The sequence below is a fragment of the Cyanobium sp. BA20m-14 genome, assembly GCF_024346295.1.
This window is the reverse complement of sequence record NZ_JAGQCR010000005.1, coordinates 19,669-38,341: the sequence shown is the minus strand read 5'-3', so window position 1 is coordinate 38,341 and position 18,673 is coordinate 19,669. Positions and strand designations below refer to the sequence as shown.

Below are 18,673 nucleotides of genomic sequence, written 5' to 3'. Positions count from 1 at the left end.
CGCTTCCGGGTGCGGATCGAGGCGGATCGGGCCAGTTGCCCGGTGCTGCTCTCCAACGGCAACTGCGTCGAAACCGGCGACCTCGACGGCGGGCGCCACTTCGCTGTTTGGGACGACCCCTTCCCCAAACCCTCCTATTTATTTGCCCTGGTGGCGGGCCAGCTTGAGGAGGTGACAGACAGCTTCACCACCGCCAGCGGCCGCCAGGTGGCCCTGCGCATCCACGTGGAGCCCGGCGATGGGCCCTACACCGGCCACGCCATGGCTTCCCTGAAGCGCGCCATGGCCTGGGATGGGCAGCGCTATGGCCTCGAATACGACCTCGATGAATTCAACATCGTGGCGGTGCGCCATTTCAACATGGGCGCAATGGAGAACAAGAGTCTCAATATTTTTAACTCCAAGCTCGTACTAGCCGATGCGGAAACCGCCAGCGATGGCGAGCTGGAGCGCATCGAAAGTGTGATCGGCCACGAGTATTTCCACAACTGGACTGGTAACCGCATCACCTGCCGCGACTGGTTCCAGCTGTCGCTCAAGGAAGGGCTCACCGTGTTTCGGGACCAGTGCTTCACGGAGGATCTGCACGGTGCCGCCCTCAATCGGATTGAAAACGTAGCCCTGCTGCGCAACACCCAGTTCCGCGAGGATGCCGGCCCCACCGCCCATCCGGTGCAACCGGATGCCTACCAGGCGATCGACAACTTCTACACCACCACGATCTACGAGAAGGGATCGGAGCTAATCCGCATGCTCCACACCCTGTTGGGGGAGGAGACTTTCATGGGGGGGATGGCGCTCTATGTAAGCCGCCACGACGGCACGGCCGCCACCTGCGAAGACTTCGTGCAGGCCATGGAGGATGGGGCCGCCCAGGGGTGGGCTGCCGATCCGCTGGCCCCGCGCTTTGATTTTTCCCAGTTCCGCCGCTGGTATCACCAGGCCGGCACGCCCCGGCTACACATCCAGCGCCACTGGGATGGCGACACCGGCGTGCTGGAGCTGCTGGTGCAGCAGCACACCCCAGCCACCCCCGGCCAGAGCGACAAGCAGCCCCTGGTGATCCCCCTGGCCCTGGGCCTGCTGGACCAGGCCGGCGAGCCCCTGGCGGTGCAGTTGGAAGGGGAGCCAGCCGCCGCCACACCAAAAGGGGCGGGCACCCGCCTACTGGTGATCGACCAGGCCGAGCAGAGCCTGCGCCTGGTGGGCTTGCCCCGCCAGCACCACCCGCCTGCCCTATCTCTGCTGCGCCAGTTCTCCGCCCCGGTGCTGCTGGAGATGGGCCGGCCCACCGCCGAGCTGGTGCACCTGCTGGCCGCCGACAGGGACCCCTTCGCCCGCTGGGACGCGGGCCAGGTGCTGTTGCGCCAGGCGGTGCTGGCCCGGGCCGGCGGTGGGGGTGATTCGCTGCTGGAGGAGGAACTTATTGACGCCTTCGGCCGGATCCTGGCCGACCCCTCCCTCTCGGAAGCCAGCCGCAGTGTGCTTATGTCCCTGCCCGGCATGGCCGAGCTGGAGGCTGCCTGCAGCGCAGCCGGCCAGGAGCCTGATCCGCCGGCCCTGTTTGCCGCCCTGCTGGCGCTGCAGGGGCGATTTGGCACTGCCCTGGCCGAGCCCCTTACAGCGGCCCTGGAGCGCTGCACGCCCCAGTGGGGCCTGGCCCGAGGGCAACGGCGACCGCCTGCTCACCGGCACAGTCTGGAGTTGGCTGGTGGCGGCTGGGGGAGCTGGGGCGGCTCGAGCAGCAGTGGCGGCGGTGCGGGGGCCTTCGATGACCCTGGCCCGGGCCGCACTGCGGGCCCTGCAATGTCAGCCAATCCCCGAGCGTCAGCAGGCGCTAGATGCTTTCTACCAGCGCTGGCAGCACAGGCCCGTGATCCTCGATGCCTGGTTTGGTCTGGAGGCCTCAGCCCCCTTTGCCGATGGGCTGGAGCGGGTGGCACGGCTGCTGGAGCACCCCCGCTTCGATCCGGCCGCCCCCAATTCGGTGCGGGCCGTACTGGGCGGCCTGGCCGCCAATGCGCCTGTGTTCCACGCCGCCGATGGCTTGGGTTACAGCTTCATGGCGGAGCGCATCGCCGAGCTCGACCAGCGCAACCCGATCACGGCCTCGCGCCTGGCCAAGGTATTTAGCCGCTGGCAGAGCTACGGCCCGGCCCGCGCCGCGGCCATGCGCGGGGCCCTCGAGCAGCTGGCTGCCGCAGCGCTCTCAACCAACAGCGCTGAGGTGGTGGGCCAGTGCCTGGGAGCGGGCCAGGGCCTGGGGGGGATTTAGGCCCTCAGCGCCGGGGCAGCGGCAAAGGTGGTGGCGGCCGCAGCGGACCGCTGAGGCTCTGGTGTAGCTGGCGGAAGGCGGCCTGGCGGTAGGGGGGCCCCTCCTCGCCGGCATGCAGGCCCCACAGGCCCTCCCAGTAGAAATAGATCACCCCGTGGCCGCGGCTGGTGGCCAGTTGGGCTTTCTGGGCCAGGGTGGCCATGGCCGGGGTGCGGCCGCCGAAGCCCGCCAGGATGCCGATCTCCACCGGCATGCCCCAGCTGCGCGCCTTCACCAGGGCCGGTTGGTTGAGGTCCTTCTCGAACCCCTTCAGCGAGTAGGCGTAGTTCTGCACCACCAGGTCGTCGATCAGCTCCCCCAGGGCCCAGAGCTCCCAGTCCTGCAGCCAGTGGTTGTAGGCAAAGCGAAAGGGCCCGGGCGAGAGGCTGATCAAGGTGCCCGAGCGCTTCAGCTGGCTGCGCATTTCCCGCAGCAGTCCGGTGAGCTGCTGGCGCCGCCAGCGCATCCAGGACCGCTCGGTGTGGTCATCGGGCGGTTCGAGGCCCGTTTCTGCGAGGTAGCGGGCACGGCTGAACGGGTCATAGCCCAGCTCCACCGGCCAGGCGAAATGGTCGTCGAGCTGGATACCGTCAACGTTGCAACGCTGCACGATCTCGCCGATCAGGCCGAGGAAGCGTTGCCGCACCCCCGGGTGGGCGGGGTTGAGCCACACCATCGGCTTGCCGTGCATAGCCATCTCGCTGCTGCCGTCGCGGCGTTGCAGCACCCAGTCGGGATTTTGGGCCACCACCGCGGCATCGGCCGGCTCCATCAGGCCATATTCAAACCAGGGAATCACCTGGAGCCCGCGCCGGTGGGCGGCCTGGGTGAAACGACAGATTGGATCGAGATTGGGGTTGGCCTTGGCCAGGGCCGGCTCCATCGGCGCATGGCGGGAGCTGTGGAAGGTGGCTCCCCGGCTCCACACATTCGGGTAGAGGGTGTTGAAGCCCGCATCGGCCAGCTCCCTCACCGCCCGGTCGATCCGGGCGGGGTCGTAATAGAGGGGGCTGGGGCTATTGGTGAGCCAAACGCCGATGCGCCGGGATGGGGCCGGCTGGCTCTGGGCCAGCAGGGGGAGCGGGGCAAGGGCCCAGGGCAGGGTGAGCAACACGCTCACCGCAGCTGGCAGGAAGGCCTTTAGCCGGGCGAAGCGACGCAGGGGGGCGGGTTTCAACGGGTTTCTACGCTGGCGAATTCAGCGGAACATCGAACTCACCGAGCTCTCATCGTGGATCCGCCAGATGGCCTCACCCAGCATGTTGGCCACCGAGAGCACCTGCAGCTGGGGGAATTTGCAGTCTTCGCTGGGGGGAATGCTGTTGGTGACGATCACCTCCTCAAACAGGCCAGGCTCGGAAAGCCGCTCGATCGCCGGCGGCGAAAACACGGCATGGGTGGCGCAGGCCAGCACCCGGGTGGCGCCGCGCTGGCGCAGCAGCCGCGCCCCGGCACAGATCGTGCCACCGGTGTCGATCATGTCGTCGATCAGAATTGCCGTCTTGCCGGCCACCTCACCGATCACGGTGAGGCTTTGGGCCACGTTGTGGCCGGAGCGGCGCTTGTCGATGATCGCCAGGGGGGCATCGTTCATCTGCTTGGCGAAGGCCCTGGCCCGCGCCACCCCGCCCACATCCGGAGACACCACCACCAGGTCGGCGAGATTTTTGCTCCGCAGGTAATCCACCAGCACTGGCGAGCCGTAGATGTGGTCGCAGGGGATGTCGAAGTAGCCCTGAATCTGGGCCGAGTGCAGGTCCATGGCCAGCACCCGGTCGACGCCGGATTTGGCGAGAAGGTTGGCCACCAGCTTGGCGGTGATCGACTCCCGCCCGGCCGTTTTGCGATCGGCGCGGGCGTAGCCGTAGTAGGGGATCACGGCCGTGATCTGGCGGGCCGAAGCCCGTTTACAGGCATCCACCATGATCAGCAGCTCGATCAGGTGGTCGTTCACCGGAGCGCAGGTGGGCTGGATCAGAAACACGTCGCAGCCGCGGATCGATTCCTGGATCTGGATGTAGAACTCGCCATCGGCGAAGCGTTTGATCACCCGGGGGCCATCGGGAACCCCCAGGTAGGCGGCGATTTCCCGGGCCAGGGCCTGGTTGGAGTTGCCGCTGAACAGCCGCAACCGCCGGGTGTCATGGATCGACTCGATCGGGCTGCCTTGGGGAGCGACGCGATCAGCGGTCAGGAAACTGGTCACGGCGAGCGCGCAAGCGTCTGCTGGCCCCTGATCGTAGAAGCGAGACTGGCTGCTGAGTGCAAACAACCATGACGCTTTCCGTGCCTCGGTTGGACCAGCCCCTGGTGGTGGTTGCTGGCGGCGCGGCCATGGCGGTGACGGCACTGCAGCACAGGGCAGCACCGGCCCTGGCAGCGGCCCTCGGGCTGCCCTGGTGGGAGCCCCTCCGGCCGGAGAGCCCCCAGGTGGCCCTGGCGGCCCTGGCGGGCCGGGGCCCCTGCCTGGTGCCGCTACCGATCGATCCGGGCCTGCCCCTGGAAGCGGGAGCGGGCCACTGGGCCGAGGCTCTCGGCGCCTGGCGCCAGCCGGCATTGCTGCTGCTGGCCGGGGAGCAGCTCAACAGTGGGCTGCCGGCAGCGATGACGGCCCTGCTGCTCCAGTGGCGGGTGCCCCTACTGGGGTTGGTGCAGGCCGATGGCCCCTGGGAAGCCCCCGCTCGCCGCGGGGATGGCCTGCCATGGCTGGGGGGCCTCGATGGGGCCGAGGGGCTGGCCCTGGCCCTGGAGCTGCGTTGGCGCCAGATCGGAGCCGACTGAGGCTCCAGGCGTCTAGGGAGTGGGGGCCACCGCTGGCCAGAGGGGCACCGCCGCGCCGGGGTCGATTTGCCGCAGGGGCGGCACACCTGGGCGGGCCGGTTCTTGCGGGGCCGGTTCTGGCGGGGCAAGGGGCACGGCTGTGAATTGCACCGTTTCTGGTCGGCTGAGGCCTGCCGCCAGCAGGCTCAGGGTTTCCGCCTGGGTGAGGTTGGTGGCCATGCCCTCCCTGCTCAGAAATTGGCTCAGGCTGGTGAGCCGGCCCAGGTGCTCGGGCAGGGCCATTTCCCGCACCAAAGCGCGCAGCACCAACTGGTGGTTTTCCTGGCGGCTTTGCTCCGGGCGGCTGGGATCGCGAAAGCGCACCAGCTGCTCCACCTGGCTGCCCCGCAGCCGTTGCAGCCCACCCTGCAGATCGATCGTGAAGCCCTGGCTTTTGTCGCTGTAGCGAAGGGAGCGGGTGGGGTTGGCGGCGATGCTGCCGAGGCCATCCACCAGGCTGCGCAGGGTGGCTCGACCCAGCACCAGATAGCGATCTGGCACACCTGGCTCCAGCCCCACCAGGCTGCTCACCGCGTCGGCGATCAGGGCGGGACCGCCCAGTCGGTAGAGGCTGCCAATGCCCTGGGGACGGCTCTGGCCGGGGATCTGCACCGCCAGATTGGCTGGCAGGGTGAGCACCTGCAGCGGCCCCTGGGGATTGATCCGCAGCAGCAGCAGGGCATCGGCATTGGCGGGGCCAGGCGGGGCCGCGCGGTTGAGGGGATCGGCGGGGCGTTCGCTATCCAGGCCGATCACCAGCACGGTGACACTGCGGCTTGGGGCTTTGGCCAGGTCGGCTGGGGTGAGCTGCTGGACCAGCTGGCTGGAGCGGTCAGGTTCGGGCCAGATCCAGGCAAACAGGCCCAGCCCCACAGCCAGGCCAGCACCGGCCATGGCCAGTCGCAGCGGCACCGCTCCCCGGCGGCGCTTCGGCTGGTCTGAACTCTGAGCCATGGTCAGGCGGAGCGACGCCCACTTTCGCCCACCACCCTGCGGCCCACACCCGATAGGTTGGGCCCCTGCTGATGCCCCAGGGCTGTCCGGTAATGGCTGTCAGTGCTCCCCATGAGCGGGCAAGGCCCCTGGCCAAGGGAAGTATCTATCCTGCCAAAGACCTGTGTAGCCAGTGCGGCCTCTGCGACAGCCGCTGGGTGGCCTACGTCAAGCAGAGCTGCGCCTTCCTGACCCAGCGCTTTGAGGCGATGGAAACGGAAGCCCACGGCCGCAGCCGCGACCTGGAAAACGACGACGAGCTCTATTTCGGCGTGCAGCAGCGCATGCTCACCGCCCGGCTGCAGCGGCCCATAGAAGGAGCCCAGTGGACGGGCATCGCCAGTCGCATCGGCGTACTTGCCCTGGAAACGGGCCTGGTGGATGCGGTGCTGTGTGTGGGCCAGAGCCCTGACGACCGCTTCACCCCCGTGCCCCAGCTGGCCCGCACCCCGGCCGAGGTGCTCGCCGCCCGGGTGAATAAGCCCACCCTCTCCCCCAATTTGGAGGTGCTCGAGCAGCTGCCCGGCAGCGGCATCCGCCGGCTCCTGGCCATCGGCGTGGGCTGCCAGATCCAGGCCCTGCGGGCCGTGCAGCCCACCCTGCCGCTCGAGCAGCTCTACGTGCTGGGCCTACCCTGCGTTGACAATGTGTCCCGTCAGGGGCTGCAGACCTTCCTGGAGAGCACGGTGAGCTCACCGCAGACGGTGGTGCACTACGAGTTCATGCAGGATTTCCGCATCCACTTCCGCCACAGCGACGGCCGCGAGGAAACCGTGCCGTTTTTCGGGCTCGACACCCCGAAGCTCAAGGACGTATTCGCGCCCAGCTGCCTGAGCTGCTTCGACTACACCAACGCCGGCGCCGACCTGGTGGTGGGCTACATGGGTGCGACCTTCGGGCGCCAATGGCTCACGGTGCGCAACCCCAAAGGCCAGCAGCTGCTGGATCTGGTGGAGGCAGAGCTGGATGTGGCTCCGGTGACCAGCAGTGGCAACCGCCAGGCGGCGGTGCAGCAGGGCATCGAGGCCTACGACAAGGCCGTGAAGCTGCCGCTCTGGTTGGCCCAGCTGATCGGCCTTGTGGTGGAGCGCTTCGGGCCGAAGGGCCTGGAATACGGCCGCTTCTCGATCGATTCCCACTTCACCCGCAACGCCCTCTGGTTGCGGCGCAATCACCCTGAAAAGCTGGAGGCCCACATCCCGGCCTTTGCCCAGAAGATCATCAGCCGCTACCGGCTGCCAAAAACATGAAGGCCCCCGACCTGCGTCGTGCCGGCGTACTGCTCCATCCCACGGCCCTGCCTGGCCCCGGGGGCTGCGGCAGCTTTGGCCAGGCCTGCCAGGACTGGCTGGCCCTGCTCGGCCGCCACGGCATCGGGGTTTGGCAGTTGCTGCCCCTGGCCCCCACCGACGGCACCGGCTCCCCCTACAGCTCCCCCAGTGGCTCGGCCCTCAACCCCTGGCTGCTCGACGGCGAGCAACTGGTACAGCAAGGCTTTTTGCAGTGGGCCGACCTGGAGATGCTGCCTGGGGCGGCCGCTGGGGCAGGCCGCCTGGATCTGGACGCCATGCCGGCCCGCAGCCAGGCCATGGGGGAAGCCCTGGCCCGCCGCTGGCCGGCGCAGCCGACCGAGCAAAAGCAAGCCTTCGCCCGCTGGCGCCGCCGCCAGCGGGGCTGGTTGGCCGACCACGCCCTTTTCATGGTGATTCGGCGCCTCCAGGAGGGGCAGCCCTGGTGGCTGTGGCCCGAGCCCCTGGCCCGGCGTCAGGGCCAGGCCCTGCGCAGGATCGCGGCGCAGCAGGCCAGCGGGCTCCTGGCGGAAGAACTGCTCCAATGGCAACTCCAGCGCCAGTGGCTGCAGCTGCGCAAGCAGGCCGAGCGCTCTGGTGTGCAGGTGCTCGGTGACCTGCCCTTCTACGTGGCCCACGACAGCGCCGACGTGTGGGCCCACCCGGCCCTGTTTTCGTTGCAGGGCGATGGTCGTCTCACGGCCCAGAGTGGGGTGCCACCGGATTACTTCTCAGCGACGGGCCAGCTCTGGGGCACGCCGGTCTATCGCTGGCCCATACACCTGTTAACCGGCTTCCGCTGGTGGTTGGCGAGGCTGCAGCGTCAGTTTGAGCTATTTGATCTGTTGCGCCTCGACCACTTCCGCGCCCTGCAGGCCTTCTGGAGTGTGCCCGGCGATGCAACCACCGCCGAGCATGGCCATTGGGCCTGGTTCCCTGGCTGGCCCCTGCTGACCCTGCTTTGGTTGCGCCAGGGTATGAGATTGCCCCTGATCGCCGAAGATCTCGGCGTGATCACCCCAGCGGTGGAGGCCCTGCGCGACGCCTTCGGGCTGCCGGGCATGAAGATCCTCCAGTTTGCCTTCAACGGGGATTCGACCAACCCCTACCTGCCGGCCAACATCCAAGGCCCCCACTGGGTTGTGTACACGGGCACCCACGACAACGCCACCACGGTGGGCTGGTGGCAGAGCCTCGATGGAGACTCCCGCCAGAGGCTGGCCGAGGCGGTGGGGGCACCGATCACGGCACCGGCCTGGCAGCTGCTCGAGTTGGCCCTGGCAAGCCCGGCCAACCTGGCCGTAGTGCCGCTCCAGGATCTGCTGGAACTGGACGATCGGGCCCGCTTCAACACCCCCGGCACCAGCTCGGGCAACTGGACCTGGCGGCTGGAGCAGCCGATCGCCGACCTGGAGGGCAAGCTGCAGGGCTATGGGGAGATGGCCGCGCGCTACCAGCGCCGCAGCTGACTGGCCCCCTGGCCCCGGGCCGCCAGCTCCAGGGGCCGCAGGTCTGGATAGAGCTTGAGCAGGGTCTGCTCGGGACTGGGCGCTTTGACCTGCTCCTGCGGCGGCAGGGGGGGGATGGGTCGCAGGGCCAGCAGCCCCTGGGATGCAATCTTCTGCTGCTGGAGATTCAAGCCATAGACCAGGGCGAGGGTGAGCACCCCGTAGAGAACCGTGCCCTGCCAGGTGGTGAAGACATCGATGGAGCCTGGGGTGAAGCGCAGTGAATCCCCTTGCCGCTGCTGGCGGGCCTGCTGCTGGTTGCCCCTGGCCAACATCGGATCCAGGCAGCCGGAGGGCAGATCCAGGTGCCGTTCAATCAGCGGCAGCATCGTGCGCAGGTAGGTGGCCTCCGGCAAGCGATCGGGCCAGCCCCGCTCCAGGGCCTCCAGCACGGCCGCGCTGACCCGGGTATCGAGGGCCAGCTGCCGCAGGCTCAGACCCCGCTCCTCCCGCCGCTGCCGCAGCTGACGCCCGGCCGCCAGCAGGGGGTCGAGCTCGGGTTCGGGCGCAGCCGCTGGCTGGGAACGGGGTTTTCGCCCCAGCCAGCGGCCAAGGCGACCCCGCAGGCGCGTCGGTGGCAACTGGCTGGGCGGGTTCAGGAGGGGAATTTTAATGCCTGCCATTCCTGGTGATCGAGGCGGCGCCAGCCACCTTCCGGCAGGTCAGCCAGCCGCAGGGAACCGATCGCCCAGCGCTGCAAGTCCAGCACCGGATGGCCCAGAAGCGCTGCGGTGCGACGGATCTGGCGGTTGCGCCCCTCCCCCATCACCAGTTCCAGCTCGGTTGCCTGGCTGGTTTGCTGGATCAGACGCAGCCCGACGGGCTGGCTGGGCTGGCCGTCCAGGGGGACGCCGGCGGCCCAGCGCGCCAGGGCCTGGGCCGACGGCCGCCCCTCAACCCAGACCCGGTAGGTCTTGCGGTGGCCGTAGCGGGGATGGCTGAGCCGCAGGGTTAAATCGCCCTGATTACTGAGCAGCAGCGCGCCGCGGCTGTCGGCATCGAGGCGACCGACGGGATGGAGCCCCCGGCCCTGGCGCAGCTCGGCTGGCAGCAGCTCCAACACCGTGGGCCGGCCCCTGGGGTCCCGGCAGCTGCAGAGCACGCCAACGGGCTTGTTGACCAGTAGCAGCATGGGCTCCGGCCTGGCCGCCAGGGCCTGGCCCCGCACGCTGATCCGGTCGGAGGCGGGATCGGCCCGATCGCCGAGCTGGGCCAGGGCGCCATTGACCTGGACCAGACCCTGGCGCAGCAGGGTTTCGGCCTGGCGCCGCGAACAGAGGCCGGCGGCGGCCATCAGTTTCTGCAACCGTTCAGCGGCCAATTCATCCATGCATGACTCCCATGCTGCCTCCCAGCGAAGGATGGTAGGGTTACGAAACGAAAGAGTTTCGCAACCCTGCTCAAGCCATGCCCGCATTAGAAGGCGATCTGGTGCGCAGCTACCTGCGTGACATCGGCCGGGTGCCGCTGCTGAGCCACGAGCAGGAGATCACCCTGGGCCGTCAGGTGCAGGAGTTGGTCGCCCTCGAGGAGCTGGAGCTGGAGCTGGAAAGCCGCCTGGGCGCCAAGCCCAGCCAGGCCGAGCTGGCCCAGGCTGCCGGGCTGAGTGCACCCCTGCTCAAGAAGCGGCTGCAGGCGGGCCGCCGGGCCAAGGAGCGGATGGTGGCGGCCAACCTGCGGCTGGTGGTGAGCGTGGCCAAGAAGTACACCCGCCGCAACATGGAGCTGCTGGATCTGATCCAGGAGGGCACGATCGGCCTGGTGCGGGGCGTCGAGAAGTTCGATCCCACCCGGGGCTACAAGTTTTCAACCTATGCCTACTGGTGGATTCGCCAGGGCATCACCCGGGCGATTGCCGAGAAGAGCCGCACGATCCGGCTGCCGATCCACATCACCGAAACCCTCAACAAGCTCAAGAAGGGCCAGCGGGAGTTGAGCCAGCTGCTGGGTCGCACCCCGACGGTGACCGAGCTGGCCGAAGCGGTGGAGCTGCCGGAGGAGGAGGTCAAAGACCTGCTCTGCCGGGCACGCCAGCCGGTGAGCCTGGAGACCAAGGTGGGCGACGGCGATGACACCGAACTGATCGACCTGCTGGCAGGCGATGGCGAACTGCCCGAGGAGCGGGTGGATGGGGAGTGCCTCAAGGGCGACCTGCGGGCCCTGCTGGAGCAGCTGCCAGAACTGCAGGGCCGCGTTCTGAAGATGCGCTACGGCATCCCCTGCGCCGACAATCCCGAGGGCGGCGAGCCCATGAGCCTCACCGGCATTGGCCGCATCCTCGGCATCAGCCGCGACCGGGTGCGCAACCTGGAGCGCGACGGCCTAGCTGGCCTGCGCCGGATCAGCGACGCAGTGGAGGCCTACGTAGCCGGCTGAGGCCCCTGGGCATCAATCGGTAGAGGCTGCTAGCAGGCAGTAGGCCAGCGATATGGCACCTGGGTCCGGATGGCCCAGGCTGCGCTGGCCATGGGGGCGGGCCCGCCCTCGCTGCGGCAGCAGATCCGCGGTGGCGGTGGCTGCCGCCAGGCTGGTGTTTGCGGCGTTCTGCAGGGCCTGAGCCAGATCCAGGCCCGCCTCCAGGTCAGCCCGGAGCCGCAGGCAGAAGGGCTGAAGGGCATCCAGCATGGTTTTGTCGCCCGGTGCCGCCTGGCCCAGGTCGATCACGGCCTGCAGGGCGGCCCCAAAGGCTGCGGCTACATCGTTGGGCCCGATTTCCGTCGCCTGGGCCAGGGATTGGCCCGCCGCCAGCAGGGCACCACCCCACAGGGCTCCGGAGGTGCCACCACCGTGGTCTGACCAGGCCTCGCCCGCTTCCATCAGCACCTCCCCGGGGCCGCACCCGCGCCCGCAGGCGCCGATGGCGCTCTCCCGGGCTCCCCGAATGCCCCGCAGCATCCCCAGGCCATGGTCCCCATCGCCGGCCACGGCATCGAGGCCCCCGAGTTCCTCGACCCGCTCCTGCAGTTCCTCCTCCACGGCTTTGAACCGTGCCAGCAGCGCCTGCTGCGCGGGCGTCAGGGGGGCGGGCTGTGTAGGGGAGGCTGAGGGGGGCTCTGGGGGGAGTTCCGGCTCGGGCCGTTGGGTCGCCGGCTGCTGGGGGCCATCAGACTCGGCGGCCAGCTGGCCGCGCCGGTAGGCGGCGCTGTCGGCGGCGGCGTTCCAGAAGCCCTCCAGCTCCCCATCCAGCCAGAAGAGGCTGAGCGACACCCCGGCCATGTCGAGGCTGGTGACCAGTTCGCCGCATTCACAGTCGGCCATCACCACACCCCTGCCTTGCAGCTCCCGGTTCACCGCCCCGAAGAGCACGAACAGCTCTTCGTATTTGAAGCAGCCCAGCCCGTTCAGCAGCACCACCAGCCGTTGCTGGTCTTCGGGCACATCCGCCGGCCGTTCGGCCAGCAGCCGCTCCACCAGCAGCGCCGCCAGGATGCTGGCCTCGGTGAGGGGCCCCTCGCTCAGGCCGGGTTCGCCGTGGAGCCCCATGCCGATGGCCATGCGGCCGCTGGGGACCTCAAACAACGGCTGCTCCGCTCCCGGAAGGGTGCAGCCACTGAAGGCCACGCCCAACGTGCGGGTGCGCCCGTTGGCCTTGCGGGCGAGCCGTTCCACCTCATCGAGGGGCAGGCCGGCTTCGGCGGCGGCGCCGGCCACCTTGTACACCGCCAGGCCACCGGCGATGCCGCGCCGCAACTCCTGCTGGTCGATGGGGGCGCTGGCGATGTCGTCGGTGACGGTCACGATGCGCACGTCGATCCCCTGGCGGCGCAGTCGTTCGGCTCCGAGCGTGAAGTGCAGCACATCTCCGGCGTAGTTGCCGAAGGTCAGCAGCAGGCCTGCGCCGCGCTCCACGGCCGATCCCACCCGCACCACCTGGCCGGCCGAGGGGGAGGCAAAGATGTTGCCGCACACGGCCCCGGCGGCCAGGCCCCGGCCCACCAGGCCGGCAAAGGCCGGATAGTGGCCGGAGCCGCCGCCCACCACGACACCCACCTGGCCGGTGGGAATCGGGGCCAGCCGCATCACCCCGCCATCAATGCGGCGCACATGCCTGGGGTAGGCCGCCGCGAAGCCGTCGATGGCCTCGCTGGCGAAGTTGGCGGGATCGGTCGGTAAGTAGCCCATGGCCCAAGGTTATTCAGCTATTGAGCCCCAAATGAATGGGGCGCTGGAAGGTCGTCCAGCCGCGCCGGCAGATCCTCCGGCACTCGAAAGATTTCTCGGCGTCCATCCTTGCCCGGAAGTAGCAGCCCCCGGGATGCCAGCTTCTGCAGATCGCTGCGGGCGGTCTGATGGCTGACGCCATGGCTGTTCTGGTGGCAGAGCACTGAATAGCGGAAGCCCGAACGCCTCAGCGCATGCAGCAGCAGGGCCAGTTGGCGATGGTTTAGGCCCTCCATTCCCTCAAGCCGCTGCTGCAGGGTGCCCACCTCATGGGCCTTGCGCTCCAGATAGGTGTGCAGGCTGCCGATGGCCTGCTGGATCACCTTCACCTGGGCCAGCAGGAAATAGGTGAGGTCGTTGTCGTCGCTCTCGCTGAGCAGGAATGAACGCTCGTACTGTCCTCGGGCCTTGTTGATCACCGAGGAGATCGAGATGAATTCAAATAACCAGTAGCCCTGATGGAGCATCGCCCAGTAAAAGAGCGCCCTTGCCGTGCGGCCATTGCCATCACAGAAGGGGTGGTCATAGGACAGCCAGAAGTGCACAGCGATGGCCCGCACCACCGGGTGAATGAACACCTTTGGGGTCTCGCCATTTGCAAAGCGGCATAGCTGCTCCAAGCGCTCGGGCAGTTCCTCCGCCGGTGGTGGCACGTGGAAGACGGTGCCGTAGGCGTCATCCACCACCACCTCTTTGCCTGGCGGGCGCAGCCGTCCGGCATCCGCCGGGTCATCAAGGCTGTTCTCGCTCACCAGCCTGTGCAGATCTAGAACCAGCTGGGGCGTCAGCGGTTGATCCCGCAACTCCCGGATGCGCTGCATCGTCAGGAAGTTGTTGAGGATCATCCGCTCGGACCGGTCCCTGGGCTGCCGGCGGTTGCGGATCATCGCCTTGGCCACATCGCGCGTCGTGGCGGCACCTTCCATCTGGGAGGAGGTGATCGCCTCCTCCATTAACGAGCTCAGTAGGTAGCGATCCCGGCTGGAGCGGCTAGTGATGGCCGCAGGGGCCACCCCGCCTGCACCGGCCTGTATATCGATCTGATGCAGCCCCTGCAGCAGCAGCGGTGGCTGGGAGAACCAGAAGGTCTGGCCATCACTCGCCTGCAGCGGCAGGGGGGTAGGCCGGCGCGAGAGCTTCTCCGCCAGCCACCATTGCTCATGGCTCAGCCCCTGGGGCGGGGTGCGATGGCGCAGCTCATCCCAGTGCAGGTAACGCTCCCCGGGGCCTTCGCTGGCCAGTAGGGAAAGCAGCGGCAGCGTCTGCTGCAGTCCGCCGCAGCGCTCCAGCAATTCCTGGATGGGAGGAGGCCTGCGGGGCAGCCGGCTGGGCAAAGTTCTTTGAACTTCAAACTTGCTTCAAATTAGAAGATGATTTGACTTCGTGCCTACGCTGCCGGCGATTCCGCCCGCTTCTCCGTGAAGGACGCCCCGCTTCCACTGCCCCAGCAGGTGATCGGCGTGGGCGTGGTGCTCAACCCAGGCGGCGAGGTGCTGATCGACCAGCGCCTCAACGAGGGCCTGCTGGGTGGGCTGTGGGAATTCCCCGGCGGCAAGCAGGAGCCCGGCGAGCCGATCGCCGAAACCATTCGCCGCGAGCTGGAGGAGGAGCTGGCGATCGCGGTGGAGGTGGGCGAGGAGCTGGTCGTGATTGAGCACGCCTACGGCCCTAAGCGGCTGCGCTTCGTGGTGCACCTGTGCACCTGGTTGAGCGGTGAGCCCCAGCCGCTGGCCTCCCAGCAGGTGCGCTGGGTGCGGCCCGAGCAGCTGGACAAATACTCCTTTCCGGCGGCCAATGGGCGGATCATTGCCGCCCTGCTGGAGCGGCTCCAGCTGCGGGCCTGATCAGGCGGGTGCGCTCAACTCGAGCCGGCGCCCTGCATCGGGGTTGTGGGGGTCGGCCAGGTTGAGGTGCACCTGCCAGCAACCGGCAGGTAGGCAGCTGAGTCGCTCGGGCCACTCCACCGCCAGCAGGGCGCCGAGCGCGCGCGCCTCCTCCTCCTCCTGGGCGAAGAGTTCATCGGCGGCGGCGGGTAGGTCCAGCCGGTAGAGATCGAGGTGCACCAGCCCGCCACCAGTTGCGTCGCCAGTTGCGCCACCAGCTGGGCCCCTGATGCCCGCCAGCCGGTAGTGCTGGGCCAGGGCAAAGGTGGGGCTGGTGATCGGTTCGTCGATGCCCAGGCCGGCGGCCAGGCCCTGCACCAGGCAGGTTTTGCCGGCCCCCAGGTCGCCGTGCAGCAGCAGGGTGCTGGTGGGGGGCAGCCGGGATGCCAGCTGCCGGCCGAAGGCCAAGGTGGCGGCGGCGTCGGCGAGGTAAAGGCTCACAGCAATTGATTACATAGCTGTAGATTGGTCGATAGCGAGCCCGAAGCCTCGGCGTCTCCGCAGATATTTCCAAACCACGCCCTCCCAGTCGGGAGCGAGCAGTACACCCAGTAAAAACCCATGGTGGCTACCCCCACGGCTCCTGCACTGCAGAGCACAAATACTTACGTGATTGCCGATCTCGGTCTGGCTGATTTCGGCCGCAAGGAGATTGCGATCGCCGAAACCGAGATGCCCGGCCTGATGGCCCTGCGCCAGAAGTTCGGCGCCGACAAGCCCCTCAAGGGAGCGCGCATTGCGGGTTCCCTGCACATGACGATCCAGACCGCCGTTCTGATCGAAACCCTGGTGGCCCTTGGCGCCGAGGTGCGTTGGGCCAGCTGCAACATCTTCTCCACCCAGGATCACGCGGCCGCGGCGATTGCTGCTGCCGATGTGCCGGTGTTCGCTTACAAGGGCGAAAGCCTTGACGAGTACTGGGCCTTTACCCACCGCATCCTCGAGTGGGGCGACGGCGGCACCCCGAACATGATCCTCGATGACGGCGGCGATGCCACCGGCCTAGTCGTGCTGGGCACCAAGGCCGAGAGCGATCCCTCGGTGCTCGATAACCCCTCCAACGAAGAGGAAACCGCCCTCTTCAACTCGATTCGCCAGAAGCTGGCAGCCCAGAGCGGCTTCTATTCCCGCATCTACGCCAACATCCAGGGCGTCACCGAGGAGACCACCACCGGTGTGGCCCGCCTCTACCAGATGCAGAAGGCTGGCGAACTGCCTTTCCCTGCGATCAACGTCAACGACTCGGTCACCAAGAGCAAGTTTGACAACCTCTACGGCTGCCGGGAATCCCTGGTGGACAGCATCAAGCGCGCCACCGATGTGATGGTGGCGGGCAAGGTGGCCCTGGTGATGGGCTACGGCGATGTGGGTAAGGGTTCGGCCCAGTCGCTGCGGGGCTTGGGCGCCACCGTAATGATCGCCGAAATCGATCCGATCTGCGCCCTGCAGGCCGCCATGGAGGGCTACCGCGTCGTGCGGCTCGACGACGTGGTGGGCGATGTGGACATCTTCGTGACCGCCACCGGCAACTTCAAGGTGATCAACCACGAGCACCTGATCCAAATGAAGGATCAGGCGATCGTCTGCAACATCGGCCACTTCGACAACGAGATCGACGTGGCCTCGCTCAAGCAGTACCCCTGGGACAACATCAAGCCCCAGGTTGATCACATCCTGCTGCCTTCAGGCAACAAGATCATCCTGCTGGCTGAAGGTCGGCTGGTGAACCTGGGCTGCGCCACCGGCCACCCCAGCTTCGTGATGAGCAACTCGTTCACCAACCAGGTGCTGGCCCAGATCGAACTGTTCAGCAAGGGTGCCCAGTACGACAAGCAGGTGTATGTGCTGCCCAAGCATCTCGATGAGATGGTGGCGCGTCTGCACCTCGAGAAGATCGGCGTCAAGCTCACCGAGCTCAGCGCCGAGCAGGCCGCCTACATCAACGTGCCGGTGCAAGGGCCCTACAAGCTCGAGCACTACCGCTACTGATGGGTACCGCCTGAGGTGGTGTGATCCGCCCGCCCGCACATGCGTGCGAACGGCGGGCTTGGAGCACACCACCTCAGTCAGGCCAGGAGCCTGGCCTGCAGGGCTATTTGTTGGCGCCTGGCGCTCAGAAGGGCACTTCCTCTTCGCTGGGGGAGCCGCCGCCAAAGCTGGAGCCGCCTCCAGCTATGCCACTTCCAGCCATACCGCCGCCATTTTCGGCGTCCCGCTTGGAGCCCAGCAGTTCCAGGCGGTCGACGCGGATTACGGGTTTGGTGCGCTCCTCGCCGCTGGCCCTGTCAGTCCAGCGGTCCAGCTTGAAGCTGCCGATGATGCCCACCAGGGCTCCCTTGCGGACGTAGTCGGCGGCTACTTGGGCCTGCTTGCCCCAGATTTCCAGGTTGAACCAGTCGGGTTCGTCCCCGGAACTGCGGCGGTTCACGGCCAGGGTGAGGTTGGCCACCACGCTGCCCGATTCGAAGTAGCGAACTTCCGGGTCGCGGCCGGCCCGGCCGACGAGGGTTATTGAATTGACGCCCATGGCGCTGTCTCCTGTGTTGTTGTGTCAATGATGGGGCACCCGGTTGGGCTGCCACCTTTCATCAGTTCCACCGTTCGGGCCTTCTGTAACACCCCCCTATGATTCAGCCCTTGCAGGCGGACGTCCGTGTTTTTTCGTCGGTTTCGATTTTCGCGGGACATCGGCATTGATCTGGGCACGGCCAACACGCTGATCTTCGTGTCAGGCAAAGGAATCGTGCTCCAGGAGCCCTCCGTGGTGGCCATGGATCTCGAGCGGGGCGTGCCCCTGGCGGTTGGCAATGAGGCCAAGTTGATGTTGGGCCGTACCCCGGGCAACATCCGGGCCGTGCGGCCGCTGCGAGATGGGGTGATCGCCGACTTTGACGCGGCCGAGCAGATGATCAAGACCTTCATCTTCAAGGCGAACGAAGGCCGCGGGATCATGGCTCCTCGCCTGGTGATCGGCATCCCCAGTGGCGTTACCGGCGTTGAGCGTCGGGCCGTGCGCGAAGCCGGTCTCGCTGGCGCCCGGGAGGTGCATCTGATCGACGAACCCGTGGCGGCGGCCATCGGTGCGGGCCTGCCCGTAACCGATCCGGTGGGCACCATGATCGTCGATATCGGCGGCGGCACCACCGAAGTGGCGGTGTTGAGCCTGGGCGGCACCGTGATCAGCGAGTCGGTGCGGGTCGCGGGAGATGAGCTCAGCGAGTCGATTGGCGTCTACCTCAAGAAGGTGCACAACCTGGTGGTCGGAGAGCGCACCGCCGAGGACATCAAGATCCGCATCGGCTCCGCCTTCCCCGACGACCCCCACGACAGCACCTCGATGGATGTGCGTGGGCTGCACCTGCTCTCCGGCCTGCCCCGCACCATCAACGTGCGCGCCGGCGACATCCGCGAGGCGATGGCCGAACCCCTCAACGTGATCGTCGAGGCGGTTAAACGCACCCTGGAGCGCACCCCGCCCGAGCTGGCAGCCGACATCGTCGATCGGGGCATCATGTTGGCCGGCGGTGGCGCCCAGGTGCGGGGCATCACCGACCTGATCAGCCACGAGACCGGCATCCTCACCCATGTGGCCGAGGACCCTCTGCTCTGCGTGGTCAATGGCTGCGGCATCGTGCTTGAGGATTACAAGCGGCTGGAGCGCGTGCTCGATACCCCTGATTTCGCCCGCCAGACCGTCTGAGCTCC

15 protein-coding genes and 2 pseudogenes are annotated in these 18,673 nt (G+C 67.6%); 8 read left to right on the top strand and 9 right to left on the bottom strand.

Going from position 1 to position 18,673, the window contains the following annotated elements:
* A pseudogene (pepN, locus tag KBZ07_RS01225) lies at positions 1 to 2,275 on the top strand (aminopeptidase N); the annotation flags it as partial.
* 4 nt (positions 2,276 to 2,279) lie between these two features.
* On the opposite strand, the gene KBZ07_RS01220 reads toward pepN, so the two are convergent.
* A complete protein-coding gene (locus KBZ07_RS01220) occupies positions 2,280 to 3,491 on the bottom strand; it encodes a glycoside hydrolase family 10 protein (RefSeq protein ID WP_396123856.1) in 1,212 nt (403 codons plus the stop codon).
* Between the two features lie 21 nt (positions 3,492 to 3,512).
* Entirely contained in the window at positions 3,513 to 4,520 is a 1,008-nt protein-coding gene (locus KBZ07_RS01215; RefSeq protein ID WP_396123855.1) for a ribose-phosphate pyrophosphokinase, read from the bottom strand.
* Positions 4,521 to 4,588: 68 nt separating this feature from the next.
* Between KBZ07_RS01215 and KBZ07_RS01210 the strand changes: the two genes are divergently transcribed.
* A complete protein-coding gene (locus KBZ07_RS01210; protein ID WP_254929898.1) occupies positions 4,589 to 5,095 on the top strand; it encodes a hypothetical protein in 507 nt (168 codons plus the stop codon).
* Positions 5,096 to 5,107: 12 nt separating this feature from the next.
* Here the strand turns inward: KBZ07_RS01210 and KBZ07_RS01205 are convergent, their stop codons facing one another.
* On the bottom strand, positions 5,108 to 6,088 hold the full coding sequence (locus KBZ07_RS01205; protein ID WP_254929897.1) for an LCP family protein: 981 nt from the start codon (positions 6,086 to 6,088) through the stop codon (positions 5,108 to 5,110).
* Positions 6,089 to 6,180: 92 nt separating this feature from the next.
* Here KBZ07_RS01205 and KBZ07_RS01200 point away from each other — a divergent pair, with 92 nt between their 5' ends.
* Both KBZ07_RS01200 and malQ read left to right on the top strand, forming a co-directional pair.
* Positions 6,181 to 7,377 carry a Coenzyme F420 hydrogenase/dehydrogenase, beta subunit C-terminal domain gene (locus KBZ07_RS01200; protein WP_254929901.1) on the top strand — a complete coding sequence of 399 codons (1,197 nt, stop codon included), beginning with the start codon at positions 6,181 to 6,183 and terminating at the stop codon, positions 7,375 to 7,377.
* Complete coding sequence (gene malQ / locus KBZ07_RS01195) at positions 7,374 to 8,885, top strand: 4-alpha-glucanotransferase (protein WP_254929896.1); 1,512 nt, start codon at positions 7,374 to 7,376, stop codon at positions 8,883 to 8,885. The genes KBZ07_RS01200 and malQ overlap by 4 nt, the downstream gene beginning before the upstream one ends.
* On the opposite strand, the gene KBZ07_RS01190 is transcribed toward malQ, so the two are convergent.
* Together KBZ07_RS01190 and KBZ07_RS01185 are read right to left on the bottom strand one after the other, a co-directional pair.
* Complete coding sequence (locus KBZ07_RS01190) at positions 8,867 to 9,505, bottom strand: helix-turn-helix transcriptional regulator (RefSeq protein ID WP_254929895.1); 639 nt, start codon at positions 9,503 to 9,505, stop codon at positions 8,867 to 8,869. The genes malQ and KBZ07_RS01190 overlap by 19 nt on opposite strands.
* Before the next feature lie 14 nt (positions 9,506 to 9,519).
* Positions 9,520 to 10,245 (bottom strand): pseudouridine synthase, encoded by a 726-nt coding sequence (locus KBZ07_RS01185; protein ID WP_254929900.1) that lies wholly within the window; start codon positions 10,243 to 10,245, stop codon positions 9,520 to 9,522.
* Positions 10,246 to 10,331: 86 nt separating this feature from the next.
* Between KBZ07_RS01185 and KBZ07_RS01180 the strand changes: the two genes are divergently transcribed.
* Entirely contained in the window at positions 10,332 to 11,300 is a 969-nt protein-coding gene (locus KBZ07_RS01180; RefSeq protein WP_254929894.1) for an RpoD/SigA family RNA polymerase sigma factor, read from the top strand.
* A 12-nt stretch (positions 11,301 to 11,312) separates the two neighbouring features.
* Here KBZ07_RS01180 and KBZ07_RS01175 read toward each other — a convergent pair whose 3' ends face one another.
* Positions 11,313 to 13,046, bottom strand: a complete 1,734-nt coding sequence (locus KBZ07_RS01175) for a dihydroxyacetone kinase family protein (RefSeq protein ID WP_254929893.1) — start codon at positions 13,044 to 13,046, stop codon at positions 11,313 to 11,315.
* Between the two features lie 17 nt (positions 13,047 to 13,063).
* A complete protein-coding gene (locus KBZ07_RS01170; protein ID WP_254929892.1) occupies positions 13,064 to 14,419 on the bottom strand; it encodes a Fic family protein in 1,356 nt (451 codons plus the stop codon).
* 51 nt (positions 14,420 to 14,470) lie between these two features.
* On the opposite strand from KBZ07_RS01170, the pseudogene mutT reads away from it, so the two are divergent.
* Positions 14,471 to 14,929: pseudogene (mutT, locus tag KBZ07_RS01165) on the top strand (8-oxo-dGTP diphosphatase MutT); the annotation flags it as partial.
* Here the strand turns inward: mutT and tsaE are convergent.
* Complete coding sequence (gene tsaE, locus KBZ07_RS01160; RefSeq protein ID WP_254929891.1) at positions 14,930 to 15,409, bottom strand: tRNA (adenosine(37)-N6)-threonylcarbamoyltransferase complex ATPase subunit type 1 TsaE; 480 nt, start codon at positions 15,407 to 15,409, stop codon at positions 14,930 to 14,932.
* A 120-nt stretch (positions 15,410 to 15,529) separates the two neighbouring features.
* On the opposite strand from tsaE, the gene ahcY reads away from it, so the two are divergent.
* The gene (gene ahcY / locus KBZ07_RS01155) at positions 15,530 to 16,957 is read left to right on the top strand and encodes an adenosylhomocysteinase (protein ID WP_254929890.1); all 1,428 of its coding nucleotides are present in this window, start codon (positions 15,530 to 15,532) and stop codon (positions 16,955 to 16,957) included.
* A gap of 124 nt (positions 16,958 to 17,081) precedes the next feature.
* Here ahcY and KBZ07_RS01150 read toward each other — a convergent pair whose 3' ends face one another.
* Complete coding sequence (locus tag KBZ07_RS01150) at positions 17,082 to 17,495, bottom strand: single-stranded DNA-binding protein (RefSeq protein WP_254929889.1); 414 nt, start codon at positions 17,493 to 17,495, stop codon at positions 17,082 to 17,084.
* 126 nt (positions 17,496 to 17,621) lie between these two features.
* On the opposite strand from KBZ07_RS01150, the gene KBZ07_RS01145 reads away from it, so the two are divergent.
* Positions 17,622 to 18,668, top strand: a complete 1,047-nt coding sequence (locus tag KBZ07_RS01145) for a rod shape-determining protein (protein ID WP_197153144.1) — start codon at positions 17,622 to 17,624, stop codon at positions 18,666 to 18,668.
* Positions 18,669 to 18,673: the final 5 nt, after the last annotated feature.